At 64.3% G+C, this 18,828-nt stretch carries 14 protein-coding genes and 3 pseudogenes; 9 read left to right on the forward strand and 8 right to left on the reverse strand.

Annotation, left to right across the window (positions count from 1 at the left end; translation table 11 throughout):
- Positions 1 to 42 precede the first annotated feature (42 nt).
- From istA to HMPREF9710_RS16865, 7 genes and pseudogenes are all read left to right on the forward strand, one after another.
- Positions 43 to 1,122, forward strand: a complete 1,080-nt coding sequence (istA, locus tag HMPREF9710_RS16835; protein WP_005663623.1) for an IS21 family transposase — start codon at positions 43 to 45, stop codon at positions 1,120 to 1,122.
- Positions 1,119 to 1,904 (forward strand): IS21-like element helper ATPase IstB, encoded by a 786-nt coding sequence (gene istB, locus HMPREF9710_RS16840; protein WP_005663619.1) that lies wholly within the window; start codon positions 1,119 to 1,121, stop codon positions 1,902 to 1,904. The genes istA and istB overlap by 4 nt, the downstream gene beginning before the upstream one ends.
- Positions 1,905 to 2,014: 110 nt before the next feature.
- On the forward strand, positions 2,015 to 2,680 hold the full coding sequence (locus HMPREF9710_RS16845) for a chromate resistance protein ChrB domain-containing protein (RefSeq protein WP_051205130.1): 666 nt from the start codon (positions 2,015 to 2,017) through the stop codon (positions 2,678 to 2,680).
- Positions 2,677 to 3,528 (forward strand): annotated as a pseudogene (gene chrA / locus HMPREF9710_RS16850) (chromate efflux transporter); the annotation flags it as partial. The gene HMPREF9710_RS16845 and the pseudogene chrA, both read left to right, overlap by 4 nt.
- A 60-nt stretch (positions 3,529 to 3,588) precedes the next feature.
- A pseudogene (locus tag HMPREF9710_RS16855) lies at positions 3,589 to 3,831 on the forward strand (transposase); the annotation flags it as partial.
- 230 nt (positions 3,832 to 4,061) lie between these two features.
- Positions 4,062 to 5,423: an IS110 family RNA-guided transposase gene (locus tag HMPREF9710_RS16860; RefSeq protein ID WP_005667535.1), complete on the forward strand. Its 1,362-nt coding sequence runs from the start codon at positions 4,062 to 4,064 to the stop codon at positions 5,421 to 5,423.
- A gap of 9 nt (positions 5,424 to 5,432) precedes the next feature.
- A pseudogene (locus HMPREF9710_RS16865) lies at positions 5,433 to 6,341 on the forward strand (IS3 family transposase); the annotation flags it as partial.
- A gap of 170 nt (positions 6,342 to 6,511) precedes the next feature.
- Here the strand turns inward: HMPREF9710_RS16865 and HMPREF9710_RS16870 are convergent.
- The 8 genes from HMPREF9710_RS16870 to uraH all read right to left on the reverse strand — a co-directional run bounded on the left by HMPREF9710_RS16870 (position 6,512) and on the right by uraH (position 16,084).
- On the reverse strand, positions 6,512 to 7,744 hold the full coding sequence (locus HMPREF9710_RS16870) for a type II secretion system F family protein (RefSeq protein WP_005668306.1): 1,233 nt from the start codon (positions 7,742 to 7,744) through the stop codon (positions 6,512 to 6,514).
- A 22-nt stretch (positions 7,745 to 7,766) separates the two neighbouring features.
- Complete coding sequence (gene pilB, locus HMPREF9710_RS16875) at positions 7,767 to 9,494, reverse strand: type IV-A pilus assembly ATPase PilB (protein ID WP_005668307.1); 1,728 nt, start codon at positions 9,492 to 9,494, stop codon at positions 7,767 to 7,769.
- Between the two features lie 202 nt (positions 9,495 to 9,696).
- Entirely contained in the window at positions 9,697 to 11,265 is a 1,569-nt protein-coding gene (locus HMPREF9710_RS28840) for a methyl-accepting chemotaxis protein (RefSeq protein WP_005668308.1), read from the reverse strand.
- Positions 11,266 to 11,359: 94 nt separating this feature from the next.
- Positions 11,360 to 11,764 (reverse strand): hypothetical protein, encoded by a 405-nt coding sequence (locus HMPREF9710_RS16885; protein WP_005668310.1) that lies wholly within the window; start codon positions 11,762 to 11,764, stop codon positions 11,360 to 11,362.
- 10 nt (positions 11,765 to 11,774) lie between these two features.
- The gene (locus HMPREF9710_RS16890; protein WP_005668311.1) at positions 11,775 to 13,016 is read right to left on the reverse strand and encodes a hypothetical protein; all 1,242 of its coding nucleotides are present in this window, start codon (positions 13,014 to 13,016) and stop codon (positions 11,775 to 11,777) included.
- A 190-nt stretch (positions 13,017 to 13,206) separates the two neighbouring features.
- Entirely contained in the window at positions 13,207 to 13,764 is a 558-nt protein-coding gene (locus HMPREF9710_RS16895; RefSeq protein ID WP_005668312.1) for a ClpP family protease, read from the reverse strand.
- A gap of 54 nt (positions 13,765 to 13,818) precedes the next feature.
- The gene (locus HMPREF9710_RS16900; protein WP_005668314.1) at positions 13,819 to 15,657 is read right to left on the reverse strand and encodes a DUF4153 domain-containing protein; all 1,839 of its coding nucleotides are present in this window, start codon (positions 15,655 to 15,657) and stop codon (positions 13,819 to 13,821) included.
- 73 nt (positions 15,658 to 15,730) lie between these two features.
- On the reverse strand, positions 15,731 to 16,084 hold the full coding sequence (gene uraH / locus HMPREF9710_RS16905) for a hydroxyisourate hydrolase (RefSeq protein ID WP_005668315.1): 354 nt from the start codon (positions 16,082 to 16,084) through the stop codon (positions 15,731 to 15,733).
- 193 nt (positions 16,085 to 16,277) lie between these two features.
- On the opposite strand from uraH, the gene puuE reads away from it, so the two are divergent.
- Both puuE and xdhA read left to right on the forward strand, forming a co-directional pair.
- On the forward strand, positions 16,278 to 17,225 hold the full coding sequence (gene puuE, locus HMPREF9710_RS16910) for an allantoinase PuuE (RefSeq protein ID WP_005668316.1): 948 nt from the start codon (positions 16,278 to 16,280) through the stop codon (positions 17,223 to 17,225).
- A gap of 131 nt (positions 17,226 to 17,356) precedes the next feature.
- Positions 17,357 to 18,820 (forward strand): xanthine dehydrogenase small subunit, encoded by a 1,464-nt coding sequence (gene xdhA, locus HMPREF9710_RS16915; RefSeq protein ID WP_040776976.1) that lies wholly within the window; start codon positions 17,357 to 17,359, stop codon positions 18,818 to 18,820.
- The last annotated feature ends 8 nt before the right edge of the window (positions 18,821 to 18,828 follow it).

Raw genomic sequence — 18,828 nt, forward strand, 5'->3', positions numbered from 1 at the left:
TGATACACCATTTTGAGAAGATGGCCGCTTTGCGGAGCGGCCTTGAAACCCAAAGAGGTGTACGTGGAAATCCAACTACTGAAGAAGCATGGGTTAAGCCTTCGGCAGATCGCCGCCGAGGTAGGCTGTGCAGTGAACACGGTGCGCCGGCACCTGGCCCTGGAGGCCGTGCCGAAGTACGAACGCAAAGTCAAACGCCAGACGAAGCTGGCGCAGTTCGAGCAGTACCTGAGGGATCGGCAGCAAGCTGCTCAGCCCGACGTGATTCCAGCCACCGTGCTGTACCGCGAGATTGCCGCGCGCGGCTACGAGGGCGGCATGAGCCAGTTGAGGGCCTTCGTGCGCACCTTGCGCCCGGCGCCTCCCGCCGATCCGGTGGTGCGTTTCGAGACGGCGATGGGTGAGCAGCTGCAGGTGGACTGGGTCGAATTTCGTAAAGGCAGCGCGCCATTGCACGCGTTCTGCGCGACGCTCGGCTTTAGCCGGGCCAGCTACGTGGAGTTCGTCAACAACATGAAGGTGGATACCCTGATCGCCTGCCACGAGCGCGCCTTTGCAGCGTTCGGCGGCGTGACGCGGCGGGTCCTGTACGACAATATGAAGACGGTGGTACTGGAGCGCGATGCGTACGGTGAGGGCGAGCACCGCTTCCACGCCGGCTTCCTGGACTATGCCAGGCATAGCGGCTTCGTGATCAAGCTGTGCCAGCCGTACCGGGCCAAGACCAAGGGTAAGGTCGAGCGGTTCAACGGCTACCTGCGCCGATCGTTCTATGTGCCGCTGGCGAGCCGGCTGGCACAGAGCGGCCAGAAGCTCGACGTCGTGACGGCCAACGTCGAGGTGGCCCACTGGCTGCGCGAAGTGGCCAATGCGCGCATCCACGGCACGACCGGAGAACCGCCAGCCGAAGCCTTGAAGCGGGAAGTGGAGCACCTGCAAGCGCTGCCGGCACCGTGGCGGGCGGACATCGCGGCAGCCAGGCCGCAGCCGGCTGCTGCAGCACCTGCGGCGCCGCGGCCGGCAGCAGTGGTGGAGCGGATCGCGCAACCTTCTCCGGTACAGCATCCGTTGCAGGTGTATGACGCGCTGCTGGTGCGGGTATCGGAAGGGGTGGCGGCATGAACCTGCAGCATGAGCGTATCGCGGCGTTGTGCGAGAGCCTGAACCTGCCGTTCGTGGCACAGGGCTACGGCGCCGCAACCCAGAAAGCAGCGAAACAGGAGATGGCCTACAGCGACTTCCTGGAGGGGCTGCTGAGGGAGGAAGCAGCTGGGCGCAACGTGCGCAAGCAAAACACGATGACCCGTCTGGCAGGATTCCCCGTGGTGAAGACGCTGGACGAATTTAACTATGACTTCGCCAAAGGCGTAAAGCGCAGCCAAGTCGAGGAGCTGGCCGGCCTGGGATTCGTCGAGCGGCATGAGAACGTGGTACTGGTCGGGCCGAGCGGTGTAGGCAAAACGCACCTGGCGATGGCACTGGGTTACAAGGCCACGCAGGCCGGCATCAAGACGCGCTTCACGACGGCGGCCGACCTCATGCTGGCACTGACGACGGCGCATACGCAGAACAATTTGAAAGCGGTGATGCACCGCGCGATCAAGGCATATCGGCTCTTGATCATCGACGAGATAGGTTACTTGCCGATGAACCGGGAACAGGCCAACCTGTTCTTCCAGGTGATCGCGGCCTTGTATGAGCGCAGCAGCCTGATCGTGACCAGTAACCTGCCGTTCGGACAATGGGACACGACCTTTGCGCAGGATACGACGCTCACCGCGGCCCTGCTCGACCGGCTGCTGCACCATGCGCATATCGTGCCGATTGCAGGTGAGAGCTACCGGCTGAAGCACCAGCGACAGGCCGGGATGATGAGGGGGAGCGATGTTGCAGAAATGGGCTGAACACGGACGGTGTTCGGCGACGGCGGTGTATCAGTTTTAAATCGCTGGGACGACGAAATCTGTATCAGTTTTCAATCGCCGTTGACAACTACGCAGTCTTCCTGAGCGCTGTGGCCGATGCGAGCGCTGCGTTAGCTAATGCCACTCCCCAAGCCATCACACGGGTCAGGAGAAAGCTTCAGCGCGAGTATGAGACCTTGCGGACTACGGACTATTTTCCCGGTCAGGCAAGCAGCCAGGCCGAAATCGCCTGGACGGAATTTGTCAGCCTCAGCGAACGCAGCTTATCTACGGGAGAACCGGTTCCAGTCGAGGCAAGCATCGCAAAACGGGACATCACCAAGTATCGGCACCGCGTCTGGGCTACCCGCCGCCGGCTATGGGTCGATCGCGTTGCCTGTGCCTGGCTGATCCGTCGCTTCATTGACAAGGAGGCGTCGTTCGTATGGCTTGCGTCGCCGCAGGAGTGTCCTGCAAATGCGCTTGGCTTCGATTACGACGGAGCCGAGTTCACGCATGTCGGCAAACGTGTCTCTTTCGAAGTCCTGTTGGCGAGCTTCGGTCTGGATAGCGATACAGGCTTGTTGCGGCTGGGCGCCATGGTCCGATTTCTCGATGTGGGTGACGGCTTTGTGCCGGAGGCGAGCGGTTTCGAGGCCATCCTGGATGGCGCCCGCCAGCGGGCTGCCGATGACGATGCCCTGCTCAGCGAGGTCAGCGGCGTACTGGATTCGCTGTACGCCTATTTTTCTAAAGACGATGGAGTCCCTGCATGAACGATCCAGCAAACAGTGGCGGCAGGCCTGCCTATACCTTGTGGCAGATGATCGCCTACATGCTGCGTTTGGGTGCGCTTGGGTTTGGCGGCCCGGTAGCATTGGTCGGATACATGCATCGCGACTTGGTGGAGTCACGTAAATGGGTATCGGAAGCTGACTATAAGGAGGGACTGGCGCTGTCGCAATTGGCCCCCGGCCCTCTGGCTGCCCAGCTGGCGATTTACCTCGGTTATGTGCATTACCGGATATGGGGTGCGACGCTGGTCGGCATCGCCTTCGTTATCCCGTCATTCATTATTGTGGTCGTGCTTGGCTGGGCCTATGTCCGTTTTGGTGGACTATCGTGGATGCAGGCAGTGTTTTACGGGGTTGGCGCAGCTGTCGTGGGCATCATCGTGATGAGCGCAAAAAAGCTCACCGAGAAAAGTGTCGGCAAGGACAAGCTGCTCTGGGCCATCTATCTAGTATTGGCGGCCGTCACCATCGCCACCGAGTCGGAAATCGCCTGGCTCTTCATTGCGGCCGGTGTCCTGGTGTGGTTTTGGCGCGCGCCACCGAAGTGGCTTAACCGTGGCAGCGTCAACGCGCTTGCCGCCACCCAACTGCGGATGGTCTCGAGCCTGTATGCAGCGGCGGACGTGTCGCTGCTGGTGCAGATCGCGCTGTTTTTTGCGAAAGCCGGCGCCTTCGTCTTCGGTTCCGGGCTGGCGATCGTGCCCTTCCTGTACGGGGGCGTAGTTACCGAACACGCGTGGCTGACGGAGAAGCAGTTCGTCGACGCCGTTGCAGTTGCCATGATCACACCGGGGCCGGTGGTTATTACCGTGGGCTTCATCGGGTATCTGAATCGCCACGACTTCCATAGACACTCCTGAGCCTATAATTGTAGGGTCAAGGAAAAAAGTATGAGCGGCAAACGGTATCCCGAAGAATTCAAGATCGAAGCGGTCAAGCAAGTGACGGAGCGTGGGCACGCGGCGACGGAAGTTGCTACACGGTTGGGCGTCAGCTCGCACAGCCTGTACCAGTGGGTAAAGCGCTACAGCGCACCGCCGGCCGAGCGGCAGAAGGTGGACGATCAGCAGGCTGAGATGAAGCGCCTGAAGGCCGAGCTGAAACGCGTTACCGAGGAGCGCGATATTTTAAAAAACCGCCCCGCACGGTCGCCCGTGGCCCTCATGAATAGAAACTCCAGAAGAGTACACTGGTTGCACGCAGGACTGTGACCGAACGCTTTTTGGAGGCATAGACCCCGTCAAAAAACCTGGTCCAGGGGAAGCTGCGGACTCATATGTGGCGGCGCCATCTGGCGACCCCGTTTAGGAAGTTGATCAATTCCGAGTCCCCGTCCTGCACCTGACTATCCAGGAGGTGGCCCATGTCCAGAGAGCGTTCACGATCCAAGCCCAGCGGGCTGCCGATCATTCATCCATTCGCGGCCGGCATCGATATCGGTGCACGATTCCACGTCGCCGCCGTCAGCCCGGATCTGTGCGACGAACCAGTCCAGACGTTTCAGGCTTTTACCAGTGATCTGGAACGCATGGCCAATTGGCTGGTTGCAACCGGAACGAAAACGGTCGTGATGGAATCGACAGGCGTCTACTGGGTCGCCGCCTTTGAAGTGCTCGAGTCGCACGGGCTCGAAGTCATCCTGGCCAACGCCCGCGAAGCGCGGGCCGTCCCAGGTAGAAAAAGCGACGTCAACGATGCCCAGTGGCTGCAGCGTTTGCATGCCTGCGGCCTGCTGCGTGCTAGCTTCCGTCCTGGCCGCGATATCGCAGAGTTGCGGGCCTATCTTCGCGCCCGCGAGAAGCACACCGACTACGCTGCCGCACATATCCAGCACATGCAGAAGGCGCTGACGTTCATGAACATTCAGCTCCATCACGTTATCGCCACGATCACCGGCGTCACGGGCATGAGGATCATCCGTGCCATCGTTGCCGGCGAGCGCAATCCCGATACGTTGGCGGCGATGCGCGATGTGCGCTGCAAGGAAAGCCTGGAAACCATCCGCAGTGCGCTGGTTGGTAATTACCAGCCCGAACACGTGTTTGCGCTCAAGCAGGCGCTTGCCCTTTACGATTTTTATCAGCGCTGCATCGACGAATGCGACGTGGAAATCGAACGTACGGTGGCGGGGCTGAACATTGGCAAGACGATGCCGGACGCGCCGCTCCCGAAGGCCAAACATCGCAGCAAAATGCCGAGCGATCCTAAGTTTGACGTGCGCGCTGCCCTGTATCAGCTAACCGGCACCGATCTCACGCAAATCCACGGCGTCGGCCCATTCCTGGCATTACGGTTTATCGGCGAATGTGGTACGGACATGGGTCGATGGCGTAGCGCGAAACACTTCACGTCATGGTTGACGTTGTCACCCGGCTGCAAAATCAGCGGCGGCAAGGTGCTGTCGGCGCATACGCGCAAGACCAGCAGCCGGCTGACCGTCGCGATTCGACTGGCAGCCGTCACCGTTGGACGGAGCGACACCGCGCTCGGCGCGTTCTACCGACGTCTTGCAGGACGCATCGGCACGGCCAAAGCAGTGACCGCCACAGCCCGCAAGATTGCGGTCCTGTTTTACAACGCTATGCGGTATGGTATGGATTACCGGGACCCCGGTGCCGACCACTATGAACAGCAGTATCGCGATCGCGTGGTCAAGCAGCTGCATCGGCGCGCAGCGCAGTTCGGATTTGCTCTGCAGCCTCAGGAATCAATGGCTAGCGGGTGAGTTTCTTAGGAAGGCCGCCGCGTACTTTGCCAAGATGTCCGGGTAAGGTACGCCTTCATTCGCGATGCCCGTAACGAACATTCGATCCGAAGGCTTTGCAAGATGATGACAGTGCATCCCAGCGGTTTCTACGCCTGGTGTGCCGAGCCGGAAAGCCAGCGAACCCAGGAAGACCGGCGCCTGCTCGGGCACATTAAGCAGTCGTGGTTGGAAAGCGGCGCAGTGTACGGCTACAGGAAAGTCTCGGACGACTTGCGCGACCTGGGCGAGCAATGTGGGATCAACCGCGTTCACCGAATCATGCGCGCCGCCGGCCTGCACTCGCAAACAGGCTATGGCAAGCGCCGCTTCAAACGCGGCGGCATTCCATCGGTAGTAGCACCAAACCACCTGCAGCGGCAATTCGATGTGACTGAACCAAACAAGGTTTGGGTCACGGACATCACGTACATCCGCACGCATGAGGGTTGGTTGTACCTGGCCGCAGTGCTCGACCTGTTTTCACGCCAGGTCATCGGCTGGTCGATGGGTTCGAGGATGGATCGCGAGTTGGCTCTGAACGCTTTGCTGATGGCTGTCTGGCGTCGCCAGCCTAAGCAGACCGTCATGGTTCACTCGGATCAGGGCAGCCAGTTCAGCAGCTACGACTGGCGCGATTTTCTGAGAGCGCACAACCTCGAACAGAGCATGAGCCGACGCGGCAATTGTCACGACAATGCGGTCGCCGAGAGCTTTTTCCAGCTACTGAAGCGGGAACGTGTTCGCCGGCGGATCTACATTACTCGCGATGAGGCCAGGCAGGACATCTTCGACTATATCGAGATGTTCTACAATCCGAAGCGCCGGCACAGTTTCAGCAATGACTTGTCGCCGGTCGAGTATGAAAAGCAGTATTTCCAGCGGCTCTCGAGTGTCTAGAAAAGCTGTGGCGATTCACATCGTGCTTGCCTGCGCCTGCTATAGTATTAAGCAGTAGCTTTATGTCAGATAGAGGTAGAGCTACTGCGAACTACGTGAGAACGCTGCGAATTCGCTGCGAAGTTTTCTGAGACGCTGCGAAGTATTCTGAGAACCTACAACTACCCGCTTCAGACCACCGACCCCAGCTTGAAGATCGGCAAATACATCGCAATCACCAGCCCGCCGATCAACACCCCAAGAATGACCATGATCAGCGGCTCCATCAGCGACGACAACGCCGCCACCGCCTCATCGACCTCATCCTCGAAGAAATCCGCCACCTTGCCCAGCATCGCGTCGAGCGAACCCGATTCTTCGCCGATCTGCACCATCTGGATCACGAGGTTCGGGAACACGTCCGCATTCTGCATCGAGGCGGTCAGGCTGGTGCCGGTGCTGACCTCGTTCTGGATCTTGCGCGTGGCTTCCAGGTAGACCGCATTGCCCGACGCCCCGCCGACCGAATCGAGCGCTTCGACCAGCGGCACGCCGGCCGCGAACATGGTCGATAGCGTGCGCGTCCAGCGCGCGATGGTGGCCTTGCGGATCACGCTGCCGAAGATCGGCAGGCGCAGCAGCAGGCGGTCCATCACCTGCTGCATCCTGAGCGAGCGGCGCCAGGCCTGGAAGAACAGGTACAGCCCGGCGAACAGCGAGCCGAAGATCACGTACCACCATTCCACGACGAAGTCGGAGATCGCCATCACCACCACGGTCGGGGTCGGCAAGTCGGCGCCGAAGCTCGAGAACACCTGCTTGAAGGCCGGCACCACCCAGATCATGATCACGGCGGTGACGACCAGGGCCACCGCCAGGATCGCGATCGGATAGGTCAGGGCCGACTTGATCTTGCCCTTGAGTGCCAGCGTCTTTTCCTTGTAGATCGCCAGGCGCGTGAGCAGGTCTTCCAGGATGCCGGCCTGTTCGCCGGCGCCGACCAGGTTGCAGAACAGCGGATCGAAGTACAGCGGGAACTTGCGGAAGGCGCGGTTCAGGCTGGTGCCGGTCTCGACGTCGTTGCGCAGGTCCTGGATCAGCTTGGCCATCGACGGGTTGCTGTGGCCCTTGCCGACGATATCGAACGATTGCAGCAGGGGCACGCCGGCCTTCATCATGGTCGCGAGCTGGCGCGTGAACATGGTCAAGTCCTTGTCCGTGATCTTGCGGCCGCTGCGGTAGACCTTCTTCTTGACCTTGGTGACCATGATGCCCTGGCGGCGCAGGGTCACGTTGACGATCGCCTCGCCGCCGGCGCGCACTTCGCCGCGCACCACGCGGCCGGTCTTGTCCTTGCCCTCCCAGGCGTACACGTTTTCCTTGACCTGCGCGCCACGGCTCTTGGGTTGGGGGGATGTTGCCATTGTTCGTCTTCCTGTCCGGGTCTTATTCGTTGGTGCAGCCAAGCACTTCTTCAAGGCTGGTCAGCCCCTGTTTTACTTTCAGCAAACCCGAGCGGCGCAACGAGTTGACGCCTTCCTTCTCGGCCTGGGCCGCGATTTCCATGGAATTGCCATTGGCCAGGATCAGCGCCTCGATACTGGGGGAGATCGGCATGATCTGGTAGATGCCGACCCGGCCCTTGTAGCCCGAGCCCAGGCAGCGGTCGCAGCCGACCGGGCCGTAGGGCCGCCAGTCGCCGTCCAGGTCGCTGTCGCGGTAGCCGGCGGCCAGCAGGGCCTCGCGGCTGATCTCGAGCGGCTGCTTGCAGCCGCACAGGCGCCGCGCCAGGCGCTGGGCCGTGATCAGGATCACCGACGAGGCGATGTTGAACGGCGCCACGCCCATGTTCATCAGGCGCGTCAGGGTCGACGGCGCATCGTTGGTGTGCAGCGTCGAGAACACCATGTGGCCGGTCTGGGCGGCCTTGACCGCGATGTCGGCGGTTTCCAGGTCGCGGATCTCGCCGACCATGATGATGTCGGGATCCTGGCGCAGGAAGGATTTCAGCGCCACCGGGAAGGTCAGGCCGGCCTTTTCGTTGACGTTGACCTGGTTCACGCCCGGCAGGTTGATCTCGGCCGGGTCTTCGGCGGTCGAAATGTTAATGCCTGGCTTGTTCAGCAGATTCAGGCAGCTGTACAGTGACACGGTCTTGCCGGAGCCGGTCGGGCCCGTCACCAGCACCATGCCGTAGGGGCGGGTGATCGCTTCCAGCAGCAGCGCCTTCTGGTCCGGATCGTAGCCGAGCGCGTCGATGCCCATCTGCGCCTGGGTCGCGTCCAGGATACGCATCACGGTCTTTTCGCCGAACAGCGTGGGCAGGGTGCTGACACGGAAATCGATGGTGCGGGTGGCCGACATGATCAGCCGCATGCGGCCGTCTTGTGGCACGCGTTTTTCGGCGATGTCCAGCCGCGCCAGCACCTTGATGCGCGACACCAGTTTTTCGCGGATCGACAGCGGCGGCGAGGCGTGGTCGCGCAGCACCCCGTCGACCCGCAGGCGGATCCGGTAATACTTTTCGTAGGGCTCGAAATGGATGTCCGACGCGCCCATCTGTACCGCGTCCATCAGGATCTTGTTCAGGAAGCGCACGATCGGCGCGTCCTCGACGTCGCTGGCGGCCTCCGGGTTCGTGGCCGCCTGCTGGTCTTCTTCGGCGAATTCGATCTCGGCGTCGTCGCCGGCCAGCTCGCTCAAATCCTGTTCGGCGCCCTTGGCGATCGCAGCCAGCAGATTGAGCAGCGCGTCGTGCGGCACGATCACCGGCTCGACCGTCGCCTCGCTCTGGAACTTGATCTGGTCCAGGGCCTGGTTATTGGTCGGGTCGGACAGCGCGACCGACAGCTTGTTGCCGCGCTTGGCCAGCGCGATCACGCGCTGGGCCTGCATCAGCCTGGCGTCGATGGCGCTGGTGGGCAGGAACTCCGGCGCGAAGGCCGACAGGTCGAACAGCGGATAGCCGAAGGTCTCGGCGCAGAAGGCGGCCAGCGCGCGCGGCTCGATCGCGCCGCTGGCGAGCACGGCGTCGATGAAGGCGGTCTTTTCCTGGATGGCCTTCTTGTGCAGCATGTCCGCCTGTGCGGCGCTCAGGCGATTGGCCTGCACCAGCGCGCGCGCCAGGCCCGACAGCGCGGTGCCGGTGGTCGTGTTGGGGAGGACTGCTGCCATATGCGCCGTGTGTGGGAACCTCAAGGGAAGCGACAAGGGCGCCGGGCGAGCCGGCGGATCAAAGGATCATGCCTACAGGCACTAAATTTGTAAAGGATTTGGTGTGCATGAGATGCGTCCGTACCACGTGGACGAATTGGCATTCCGGGCAGGATCGCCCGGAATGGATGGGCTGGTATTGCGCTGCTTCGCGTGCGGCGCGTTAAGCTTGATGAAACAGTCTTGGCAAAGCTTTCACGGTCGTGGTCGGTTCGGAAACCTGCAGCCTGAACACCGCCAGCGCCTCGGTCAGCTGCCCGGTCTGGTCGGTCAGCGACTCCGCCGCCGCCGATGCCTCTTCGACCAGGGCCGCGTTCTGCTGCGTCATCTCGTCGATGCTGCCGATCGCGCGGCCGATGTCTTCGATGCCCGCGTGCTGGCGCGCGCCGGCGTCGCGGATTTCGACCATGATGGTCTGCACCTTGCGCACCGCGTCCACGAGCTGTTCCATCGTCGCTCCCGCTTCGTCGACCAGCGCGCTGCCGGCGTTCACCTTGGACACCGAATCGCCGATCAGTTGCTTGATTTCCTTGGCCGCCGCCGCCGAGCGGTGGGCCAGCGTGCGCACCTCGCTGGCCACGACCGCGAAGCCGCGGCCCTGTTCGCCGGCGCGCGCCGCTTCCACCGCCGCGTTCAGCGCCAGGATATTGGTCTGGAAGGCAATGCCATCGATGGTGGCGATGATCTCGACGATCTTCCTGGACGAGGCGTCGATGTCGCCCATCGTGGTCACCACGCCGCCCACCACGGCGCCGCCGCGGGTGGCGATGTCGGTGGCCGAGGCCACCAGGGCGTTGGCCTGGCTGGCGTTGGCGGCGTTCTGGCGCACGGCGCCGGTCAGCTCTTCCATCGCGCGCGTGGTGCGGTCCAGGCTCGCCGCCTGCGATTCGGTGCGGCGCGCCAGGTCGGCGTTGCCGCTCGCGATCTCGGTGCTGGCGTTGGCGATGGTGTCGGCCGAACCCTTGATGCCGGCCACCAGCGTCGCCAGGCGTTCGCGCATGTCCTTCAGCGCCACCAGCAGGCTGTCGTTGTCGCCCGCTTCGATCCGGATATCCATCGACAGGTCGCCGGCGGCCACCGCCTGCGCGATCGTGCGCGCATAGGCCGGCTCGCCGCCCAGCTGGCGCCAGATGGTGCGCACCACGAACCACGAGGTGATCGCCAGCGCGGCGAGCACGGCCAGGGCGCTGGCGACCATCGCCACCAGCGTGTTGCGCACGCTGTCCTGGCTGGCGGCGATGCCGGCCGCGAACTGGCGCTGGGCGCTGTCGACGGTCTTGGCCAGGTCGGCGTTCAGGGAGGCCAGCGCCGCCTGCATCTTGCCGACCGTCGCCTGCGGGTCGCCCTGTTCCATTTCGAGCATGATGCGCGCCGACGACAGCGCGGGAGCGTAGTAGGCGTCGAATTCGTTCTTGAGGCGCGCGCCGGTCGCTGCATGGCCCGGGATCTGTCCAAGCTTGTCGAGATCGGCGCGCACCTTGTTCGCCTGCGCGCCGACCTGCTCGATGCGCGCCTTGTCGCCCTCGGTCACGGCGTCGGTCAGGCCCTCGGTGACGGCGGCGATGTCGAGCGTCACCGCCTTGACGGCATCCATCAGCGGGTAATCGACGGTTTCGGTGGTGGTGATCGACGCCAGTGCGCCGTTCGCGATCGTCACGCTGGCGCCGGCCCCGAGGCCGAAGATGATGGCGGAAATGACGGGCAGTGCCCAGATCCTGCGCTTGATGCTCATGATGTCTCCAGATATGCGAGACCCGCCGGGCGGCGAATGCCGTCGGCGGATCGACAAGGCGGCGCGGCAATGCCGGCCGCCTGGCAGATGCCATTTACTGCGCGGTGTGGACGACCTTGACCGTCGCGTCGACCGCGCTCTTCTCGATATAGCCGATCGCTTTCGGGTTGGCCGCCACGGCCGCCTTCACGGCCGCGCTGTCGGCGACTTCCTTCGGCATCGTGGCCTTGCCGGTGAACACCAGCTTGGACCACAGCGCCTTGGCCTGGGCCGCGTCCTTGTCCGCGACCTTCTTGTAGAAGTCGGCGCGGATCGGTGCGCCGTCCGGCTGGTCGATCGGGGTCATGGCCGTCGATTTACCGAGGAAGAACTGGGCGACCTGTTCCTTGGTCATGCTGCTCTCGGCCGCCTTGGGATTGACGACCACGACCACCTGGGCCATTGCCGGCAGGACGGCGAAGCTCGATGCCGCGCACGCGGCCAGAATCAATTTCTTCATGTTCGCTCCTTCAGAACACGAAATCGAGGGCCACGGCGCCCACGGTCACCGGACCGGAGAAGCCAGGCTGGGCGTTGATGAACAGGCCGTTGCCGCTTGGCTTGATGCGGTCGATCTGGACCTTGAGCGCCACCGAGCTGGCGAAATCCCAGCGCACGCCGATGGTGTCGGTGGTCTGCTCGCCCTGGCCCACGCCCGATACCGGGATGCGGCGCACGGCGCCGTCCAGCTGCATCAGGGTCGGGGTGCAGGCCGCGGGATAGCCCGCCGGGCAGGCCGCAGGCACGGTGCTGTTGATGGACCCGTCGATCTTCAGTTCAGACCGCGTGTAGTACGGCAAGAACTTGCCGATGCGGTAGCCGCCCATCACGTACCAGGAGGTGGTGTCGTTGATATAGGTCTCGGTCTTGCGCTTGGCGAACTCGGTCTGCAGCACGAAGTTGTTCCAGTCGGCGGTCAGGCCGATCGAATTGAAGGTGCCCTTGGCATCCTTGGCTTCGATCTGGCCGGCCAGGTCGGTCAGCTGTGGCAGGCGATAGCCGGCGCCGGCGGCGCGCAGCGAGCCGACCAGGGTGTTGAGCGAGGCCAGGTCGTCCACCGTGATCCTGGTGCGGGCATGGCCGACGCGCAGCGTGAACGGGCCATTCTCGGCGACCACGTTCAGCGCCACGATGTCCTTGCCGCGCACGTGGAAGCCGTCGAGCGGCGACTTGATGGCGCCGGCCGCCAGCTGCGACGTGATGGTGGTGTTGCCGTAGTCGCGACGCCAGGTGATGTCGGCGCCGTCGACGCTGTTGAACGGCACTTGCGAATACACTTCCGACGGCGGACGCAGCATGGTGTTGGCGTAGCCGACGTTGCGGTAGTCCGAGATCATAAAGACCGGCAGGCCGACGCGGCCGACGCGCACGCTCAGGTCGTCCGAGATGCGGAACTTGGCGAACGCCCAGCTCAGTTCGGCGCCGTAGTGTTCTTCGGCATCCTGGCGCACCAGGCCCTGGGCAGTCAGCGACAGCCAGTTGTTGACCGCGTAGTCGGCCTGCAAGCCGAGGTTGGAATCGACGCCGGTGCGGAAATTGTCGGCGGCGCCGCTGGCCTGGTTCGGGCGGCCGAACTGGGCGCGGTCGTCGTCCGACCAGGTGAGGGCGGCGGTGCCGAAACCGCTGATCTTGACGGCGTTATCTTGCGCCTGGGCCATCGCAGGGACGACCAAGGGGAGCGCCAGCAGGCTGGCGAGAATCTTTTTGTTCATTGCGGGGGTGATACCGGATTTGTAACGTGAGCTGCTAGGGAAGATGCGCACGCAAGGGCAGCAGGCATGGGCGCTGGAAATTATTCTATCCAGCAGGTAATTTTCGCAGCAACAAATTTATGACAATTGGAGATATTTGGAGATGCTTTGCCATATTCTGTGGCTGGATTGACACATTTCGTTGTCAGATTTAGTTCCACCAATGACAAGTCGGCCCTGCTGTCGGCAATCTGGCCTGCACCGCTTCGTGGACGATGCCGGCGCCAACCGCCTCCTCGGCGGTATAGATACGGGCCTGGCCGGTCAGGTGCGGCCGGATGTCGGTTTCATGGCCGGCTTCGCGGGTAGCCTCGCGAAAGATGCTGGCGTAGCGTTCGGCATCGAAATCCAGGCACTCGCGCCACTCCGACACGCGCGCATGGTCGGCCGCCACCAGATTGCCGAAACCCCAGTGCAGCGGGTGGATCAGGAAGCGCGTGCCGGGGCAGGCATAACGCTTCTGGCCGGCCAAAAAGATCACCACGCCGACCGATTCGACGCTGCCGATATTGTGGGTGGTGAGCGGGATCGGCAGGGATTTCAGGAAGAAGTAGAGCGCGAAGCCGGCCGTCATATTGCCGCCCTCGGTCGACATGTGCAGCGCGATCTCGGTCGCGCCTTTTTGCAGCGCCTCCAGGCAGCAATTACGTACGGTGCAGGCGGAGTTGTGGTTGATCGGGCCGATGAAATGAACGATGTGCAATGCCATATGCGCGCCTCCCCTCCAGCGGTAGTATCCGGCCCCCGAGCATAGCAATATTCGTCAGCGCGGCGCGTCTTCCTGGACGGCGCCGGCCCTCTGGCCTTGCCCGAACGTCGCTGCGCAATTGGGTAATGTCGCGGCCGGCTCGATCGCGACATGCCGGCCGCCGATCTCGAGATCGGCCATCGGCGGCGCTACCGCGCGCACCCGGCCCGCGCGCAGGGCGTCGAGCATGGGCGCGCAACCGGTCAGCGACGCGGGCAGGCTGCCGGCGATTTCCCAAGCGCCCTGGTCGTCCTGGCGCAGCACGGCATTGCCATGGTCGCGGGCGCCGATCACGACGACCTCCAGCCTGGCGTCGCCGCCGAGATCGATCACATAGGCGTCGCACGGCGTCTGCTGGCGTTGCAGGCATAGCGGCAGATTGTACTGCCCGTCGACTTTCTTCCAATCGTATTGCGCGAAGCCGGCGGGCAGGGAGGCGCCGGCCGGCCAGACCTTGAGGTTGCGCGCGATCTGCGCCGGCGCGTCGGCGCCGAGTGGGCGTGGCTGGCGCAGGCGCGCCAGTTCGGCGCGCAGCCAGTCGGCGTCGGGGCCGGCGGCGTCTTGCTCCAGCCGCGCCAGCGCCGCGCGGCCATGGCGCGCCCCGTGGTGATGAAGGTAGGCGACGTCCAGCTGGCGCAGCGTGATCTGGCCCGCCGCCAGGCGCGCCAGCTGGCTGTTGACCGCGATGCGGCCCGGATCGAGGACGGGCGACAGCAGCAGCACCAGCACGGCCAGCACCACGAAGGCGGCTGCGATATTGACGCCGGCCAGGGTACGCAACCAGCCGCGGCGCAGTGCTGCCGCCGCATAGCCGCCGGCATAACAGGCCGCGACCAGCAGGCTGGCGGCGGCGATGACGCGGTCGGCCGACCAGCCGTGGTCCGCGACCCGCAGCGCGAGGGCATGGGCGGCGAGCAGCGTCAGCGGCACCAGCAGCAGGCAGGCGATGCGCGCCGACGCGGCCAGCACGCGCGCCGGCGGGCTGGCGCCGTCCTGGTAGGCGGCATTGATCAGCACCACGAAGGCAGCCGCCGCGCTGAGCAGCATGCCGCCGGCGCTGCGGGTGGCCCACAGCGGATCGAGACCGGTGAACGGCAGGCTGGCCAGGAAGCCCCCCACCAGCAGGGTGAGCACCGGCAAGATCCAGGACAGCAGCACGTGCAGCAGGTTGCGGATGCCGCGCACGATGGCGGGCTTGACGTCGGTCAGGTGCATCGCCACCGAGAACGCGAAGGCGGTGACGGGAATGAAGAACCAGGCCTTGCCGATGGCCCAGCTCAGGAAATTCAGTTTGACCAGGTCGAACAGCGCGGCGCCCAGCTGCAGCACCATCCAGGTCGCGCCCACGAACACGAGGCAGAACAGGATCTGCAGATTGAGCTTCCAGGCGACCTCGAAGTAGCTGGCATAGGCCGCGATGCGGCGCCCCTCGCGGCAGGCCGCCAGCACCAGCGCATGGGCGATGAAGAAGCCGACCGCCAGGCAGAAGGTGAGCATGCCGGACGGCTTGCCGCCCTCCCCATCGGGCCCGCCGAGCCGGCGCCACATATCGTAGGCGGCCAGCAGCGCGATGACGATGGCCGCCGACACCGCCCATGACGCCAGCTGGCGGCGCGACAGGTGGCCCAGGCCGCTGATCAGGATCACCGGCAGCAGCAGGCCGAGCATGACGAGCGGCCCGAACAGCAGCGGCATGGTGGCCGGCCAGGATTTGTCTTGCGCCGCCGTGTACAGCAGGTAGAGCAGCAGGCCCTGGGCCAGGCCGATGCCGATGCGCGTGGGGCCGAGCCAGGCCGGGACCAGGTCGTCGTCGGGCGAAAGCGCGGAAGAAGCGGCGGGCGCGGGCTGCTGCATGGCGTCAATCCTTGATCGTGGTCTTGATGAGTATCTTACTTCCGATCAACGCAGAATGATGCCCACAAGTCTGCTAGCTGCCGCGGTAGGTCGAATACGACCACGGCGTCATCACCAGCGGCACGTGGTAGTTCTGGGCGGGATCGGCGATGCCGAAGGCGAGCGTGATGCGGTCCAGGAAGCGGGGAGACGGAAGGTCGACGCCGCGCGCCGCGTAGTAGTCGCCGGCGTGGAACACCAGTTCGTACTGGCCGGCCTGCAGCGCGGCCGCCTCCAGCAGGGGCGCGCCGCAGCGGCCGTCGTCGTTCGTTACTGCGCTATTGAGCAGCGTGCGACCGTCGGCGCCGGTTGCGTACAGCTCGACCCGGATGCCGGCGCCGGGGCAGCCGTGGGCGGTGTCGAGCACATGGGTGGTCAGTTTTCCCATCGTGGTCCTTGTCGGGGAATGTGGGGGGAGCTCATCATAACGCCGATCTGGACGGATACAAGCGTCGACCCATTCGTCATGCGCGCCTGAGTGACGTATATCGGCGCCAAGAGCCCGCATATGCGTCCTGTCATATACTGTTGTGGTCGTTGCAATATATGATCAAGCGTATTCTTCCTTGTCGAGGGACGCCATGGCAGCTTCCTATCCGCGCGACCTGGCCGGCTACGGCCGCAATCCGCCGCATGCGCGCTGGCCCGGCGGCGCGCGCATCGCCCTGCAGTTCGTGCTGAACTTTGAGGAGGGCGCCGAGAATTGCGTGCTGCACGGCGATCCGGCCTCCGAGACCTTCCTGTCCGAGATCGTCGGCGCCAGCGCCTTCCCGGCGCGCCACATGAGCATGGAGTCGCTCTACGAATACGGTTCACGCGCCGGCCTGTGGCGCCTGCTGCGGCTGTTCGAGGATCGCCGGCTGCCCCTGACCGTGTTCGGCGTGGCGCAGGCGCTCGAGCGCAACCCCGACGCCGTCGCCGCGTTTCGCGAACTGGGGCACGAGATCGCCTGCCACGGCCTGCGCTGGATCTCGTACCAGAACGTCGACGAGGCGATCGAGCGCGCGCACATGAAAGAGGCCGTCGAGATCATGCGCCGCCTGCTAGGTGCCGCGCCGCAGGGCTGGTATACGGGACGCGATTCGCCCAATACGCGCCGGCTGGTGGTCGAGCATGGCGGCTTCGCCTACGATGCCGACCACTATGGCGACGACCTGCCGTTCTGGCAGCGGGTCGACGCGCTTGACGCCGATGGCGTCGTGCGCGCGGCGCCGCACCTGGTGGTGCCGTACACGCTCGACACCAACGACATGCGCTTCGCCACCGCCCAGGGCTTCAACTCAGGAACCCAGTTCTTCGACTACCTGAAGGATGCTTTCGACGTGCTCTACGCGGAAGGCGACCCCGCCGGCCTGGACCGGCCGAAGATGCTCTCGGTCGGCCTGCACTGCCGCCTGGCGGGGCGGCCGGGGCGCACGGCGGCGCTGGCGCGCTTCCTCGATTACGTGATGCGGCATGACCGGGTCTGGGTGACGCGCCGCATCGATATCGCCAATCACTGGAAAACCGTGCATCCTTACGTGGAATGAGGCGCAAGGACGCGCGTCCAAGATATTCGCAGTTGATGATAACCGATATCAGAATTTGATGATATGAGGATGGCCACCGGATGGTAGCCTTCCGCCCTTGGCGAACAATAAAGTTGTACTTCGAGACAGGCATGTCAGAACCGATCCGATTCCTCTTCCGTGGCGAGGTGCGCGAACTGCGCGAGACGCCGCCGACGCAAACCATCCTGCAACACCTGCGGGAGGACGTGCGCTGCACCGGCACCAAGGAAGGCTGCGCCGAAGGCGACTGCGGCGCCTGCACGGTGGTGGTCGGTTCGCTGGAAGACGGCCATCTTGCACTCAAGTCCATTAACGCCTGCATCCAGTTCACCCCGACGCTGGACGGCAAGGCGCTGTTCACGGTCGAAGACCTGGCCCAGGCCGACGGCGCGCTGCACCCGGTGCAGCAGGCGCTGGTCGAGTGCCATGGTTCCCAGTGCGGCTTCTGCACGCCGGGCTTTGCCATGTCGCTGTGGGGCATGTACCTCAAGCAGGAGGGCCGCGCGCCGGCGCGCCGCGAGATCATTGACGCGCTGTCCGGCAACCTGTGCCGCTGCACCGGCTACCGTCCCATCATCGACGCCGCGCGCCGCATGACCGAACTGCCGCCGGTCGCCTTCGACAAGGCGGCCCTGGCCGAGCGCCTGCGCGGCCTGCAGCGCAGCACCGGCTTCAGCTATACGGCCGGCGGCCAGCGCTTCCACGTGCCGCGCACGCTGGACGAACTGGTGGCCTTGCGCGCCGCGCACCCGGCCGCCGTGCTGCTGGCCGGTTCCACCGACGTCGGCCTGTGGGTCACCAAGCAGCTGCGCGATCTGGGCGACGTCATCTACCTGGGCCAGGTCGAGGCGCTCAAGAGCGTGCGTATGGATGCCGGCATGCTGGAGATCGGCGCCGGCGTCTCGCTGCAGGATGCCTACGCGGCGCTGTGCGAGCGCTATCCGGCCGAGTTGTCCGAACTCTGGCAGCGCTTTGCCTCGCTCCCGATCCGCAATGCGGGCACCCTGGGCGGCAACGTCGCCAACGGTTCGCCGATCGGCGATTCGATGCCGTGGCTGATCGCGCTGGGCAGCCAGGTGGTCTTGCGCGGTAACGAGGGCAGCCGCGTGCTGGCGCTGGAAGATTTTTATCTGGGCTACCAGCAGAAAGACCTGCGCGCGGGCGAGTTCGTGCAAGCGGTGCGCGTGCCGCTGCCGTTGCCCGGGCTGCGCTTCCGTACCTATAAGCTGGCCAAGCGCTTCGACCAGGACATCTCGGCGGTGTGCGCCGCCTTCGCCGTGACGCTCGACGGCGCGACCATCGTCGACGCGCGCATTGCCTTTGGAGGCATGGCGGCCACGCCGAAGCGCGCGCTTGAGGCCGAAGCCGTCCTGCGAGGCCAGGACTGGAACGAAGCCACGCTGCGCGCGGCGATGGCGGCGCTCGCCCGCGACTACGCGCCGCTGAGCGACGCGCGCGCCTCCAGCAGCTACCGCATGCGCACCGCGCAAAACCTGCTGCACCGCTTCTGGCTGGAGACGCGCCCGGAAAATCCGCTGCCGGCCAGCGCCGTCAACGCCTTTGCAAGCTTGTGAGGGATTGA

It is taken from the genome of Massilia timonae CCUG 45783 (assembly GCF_000315425.1).
In the GTDB taxonomy this organism is placed as follows: Bacteria; Pseudomonadota; Gammaproteobacteria; order Burkholderiales; family Burkholderiaceae_D; genus Telluria; species Telluria timonae.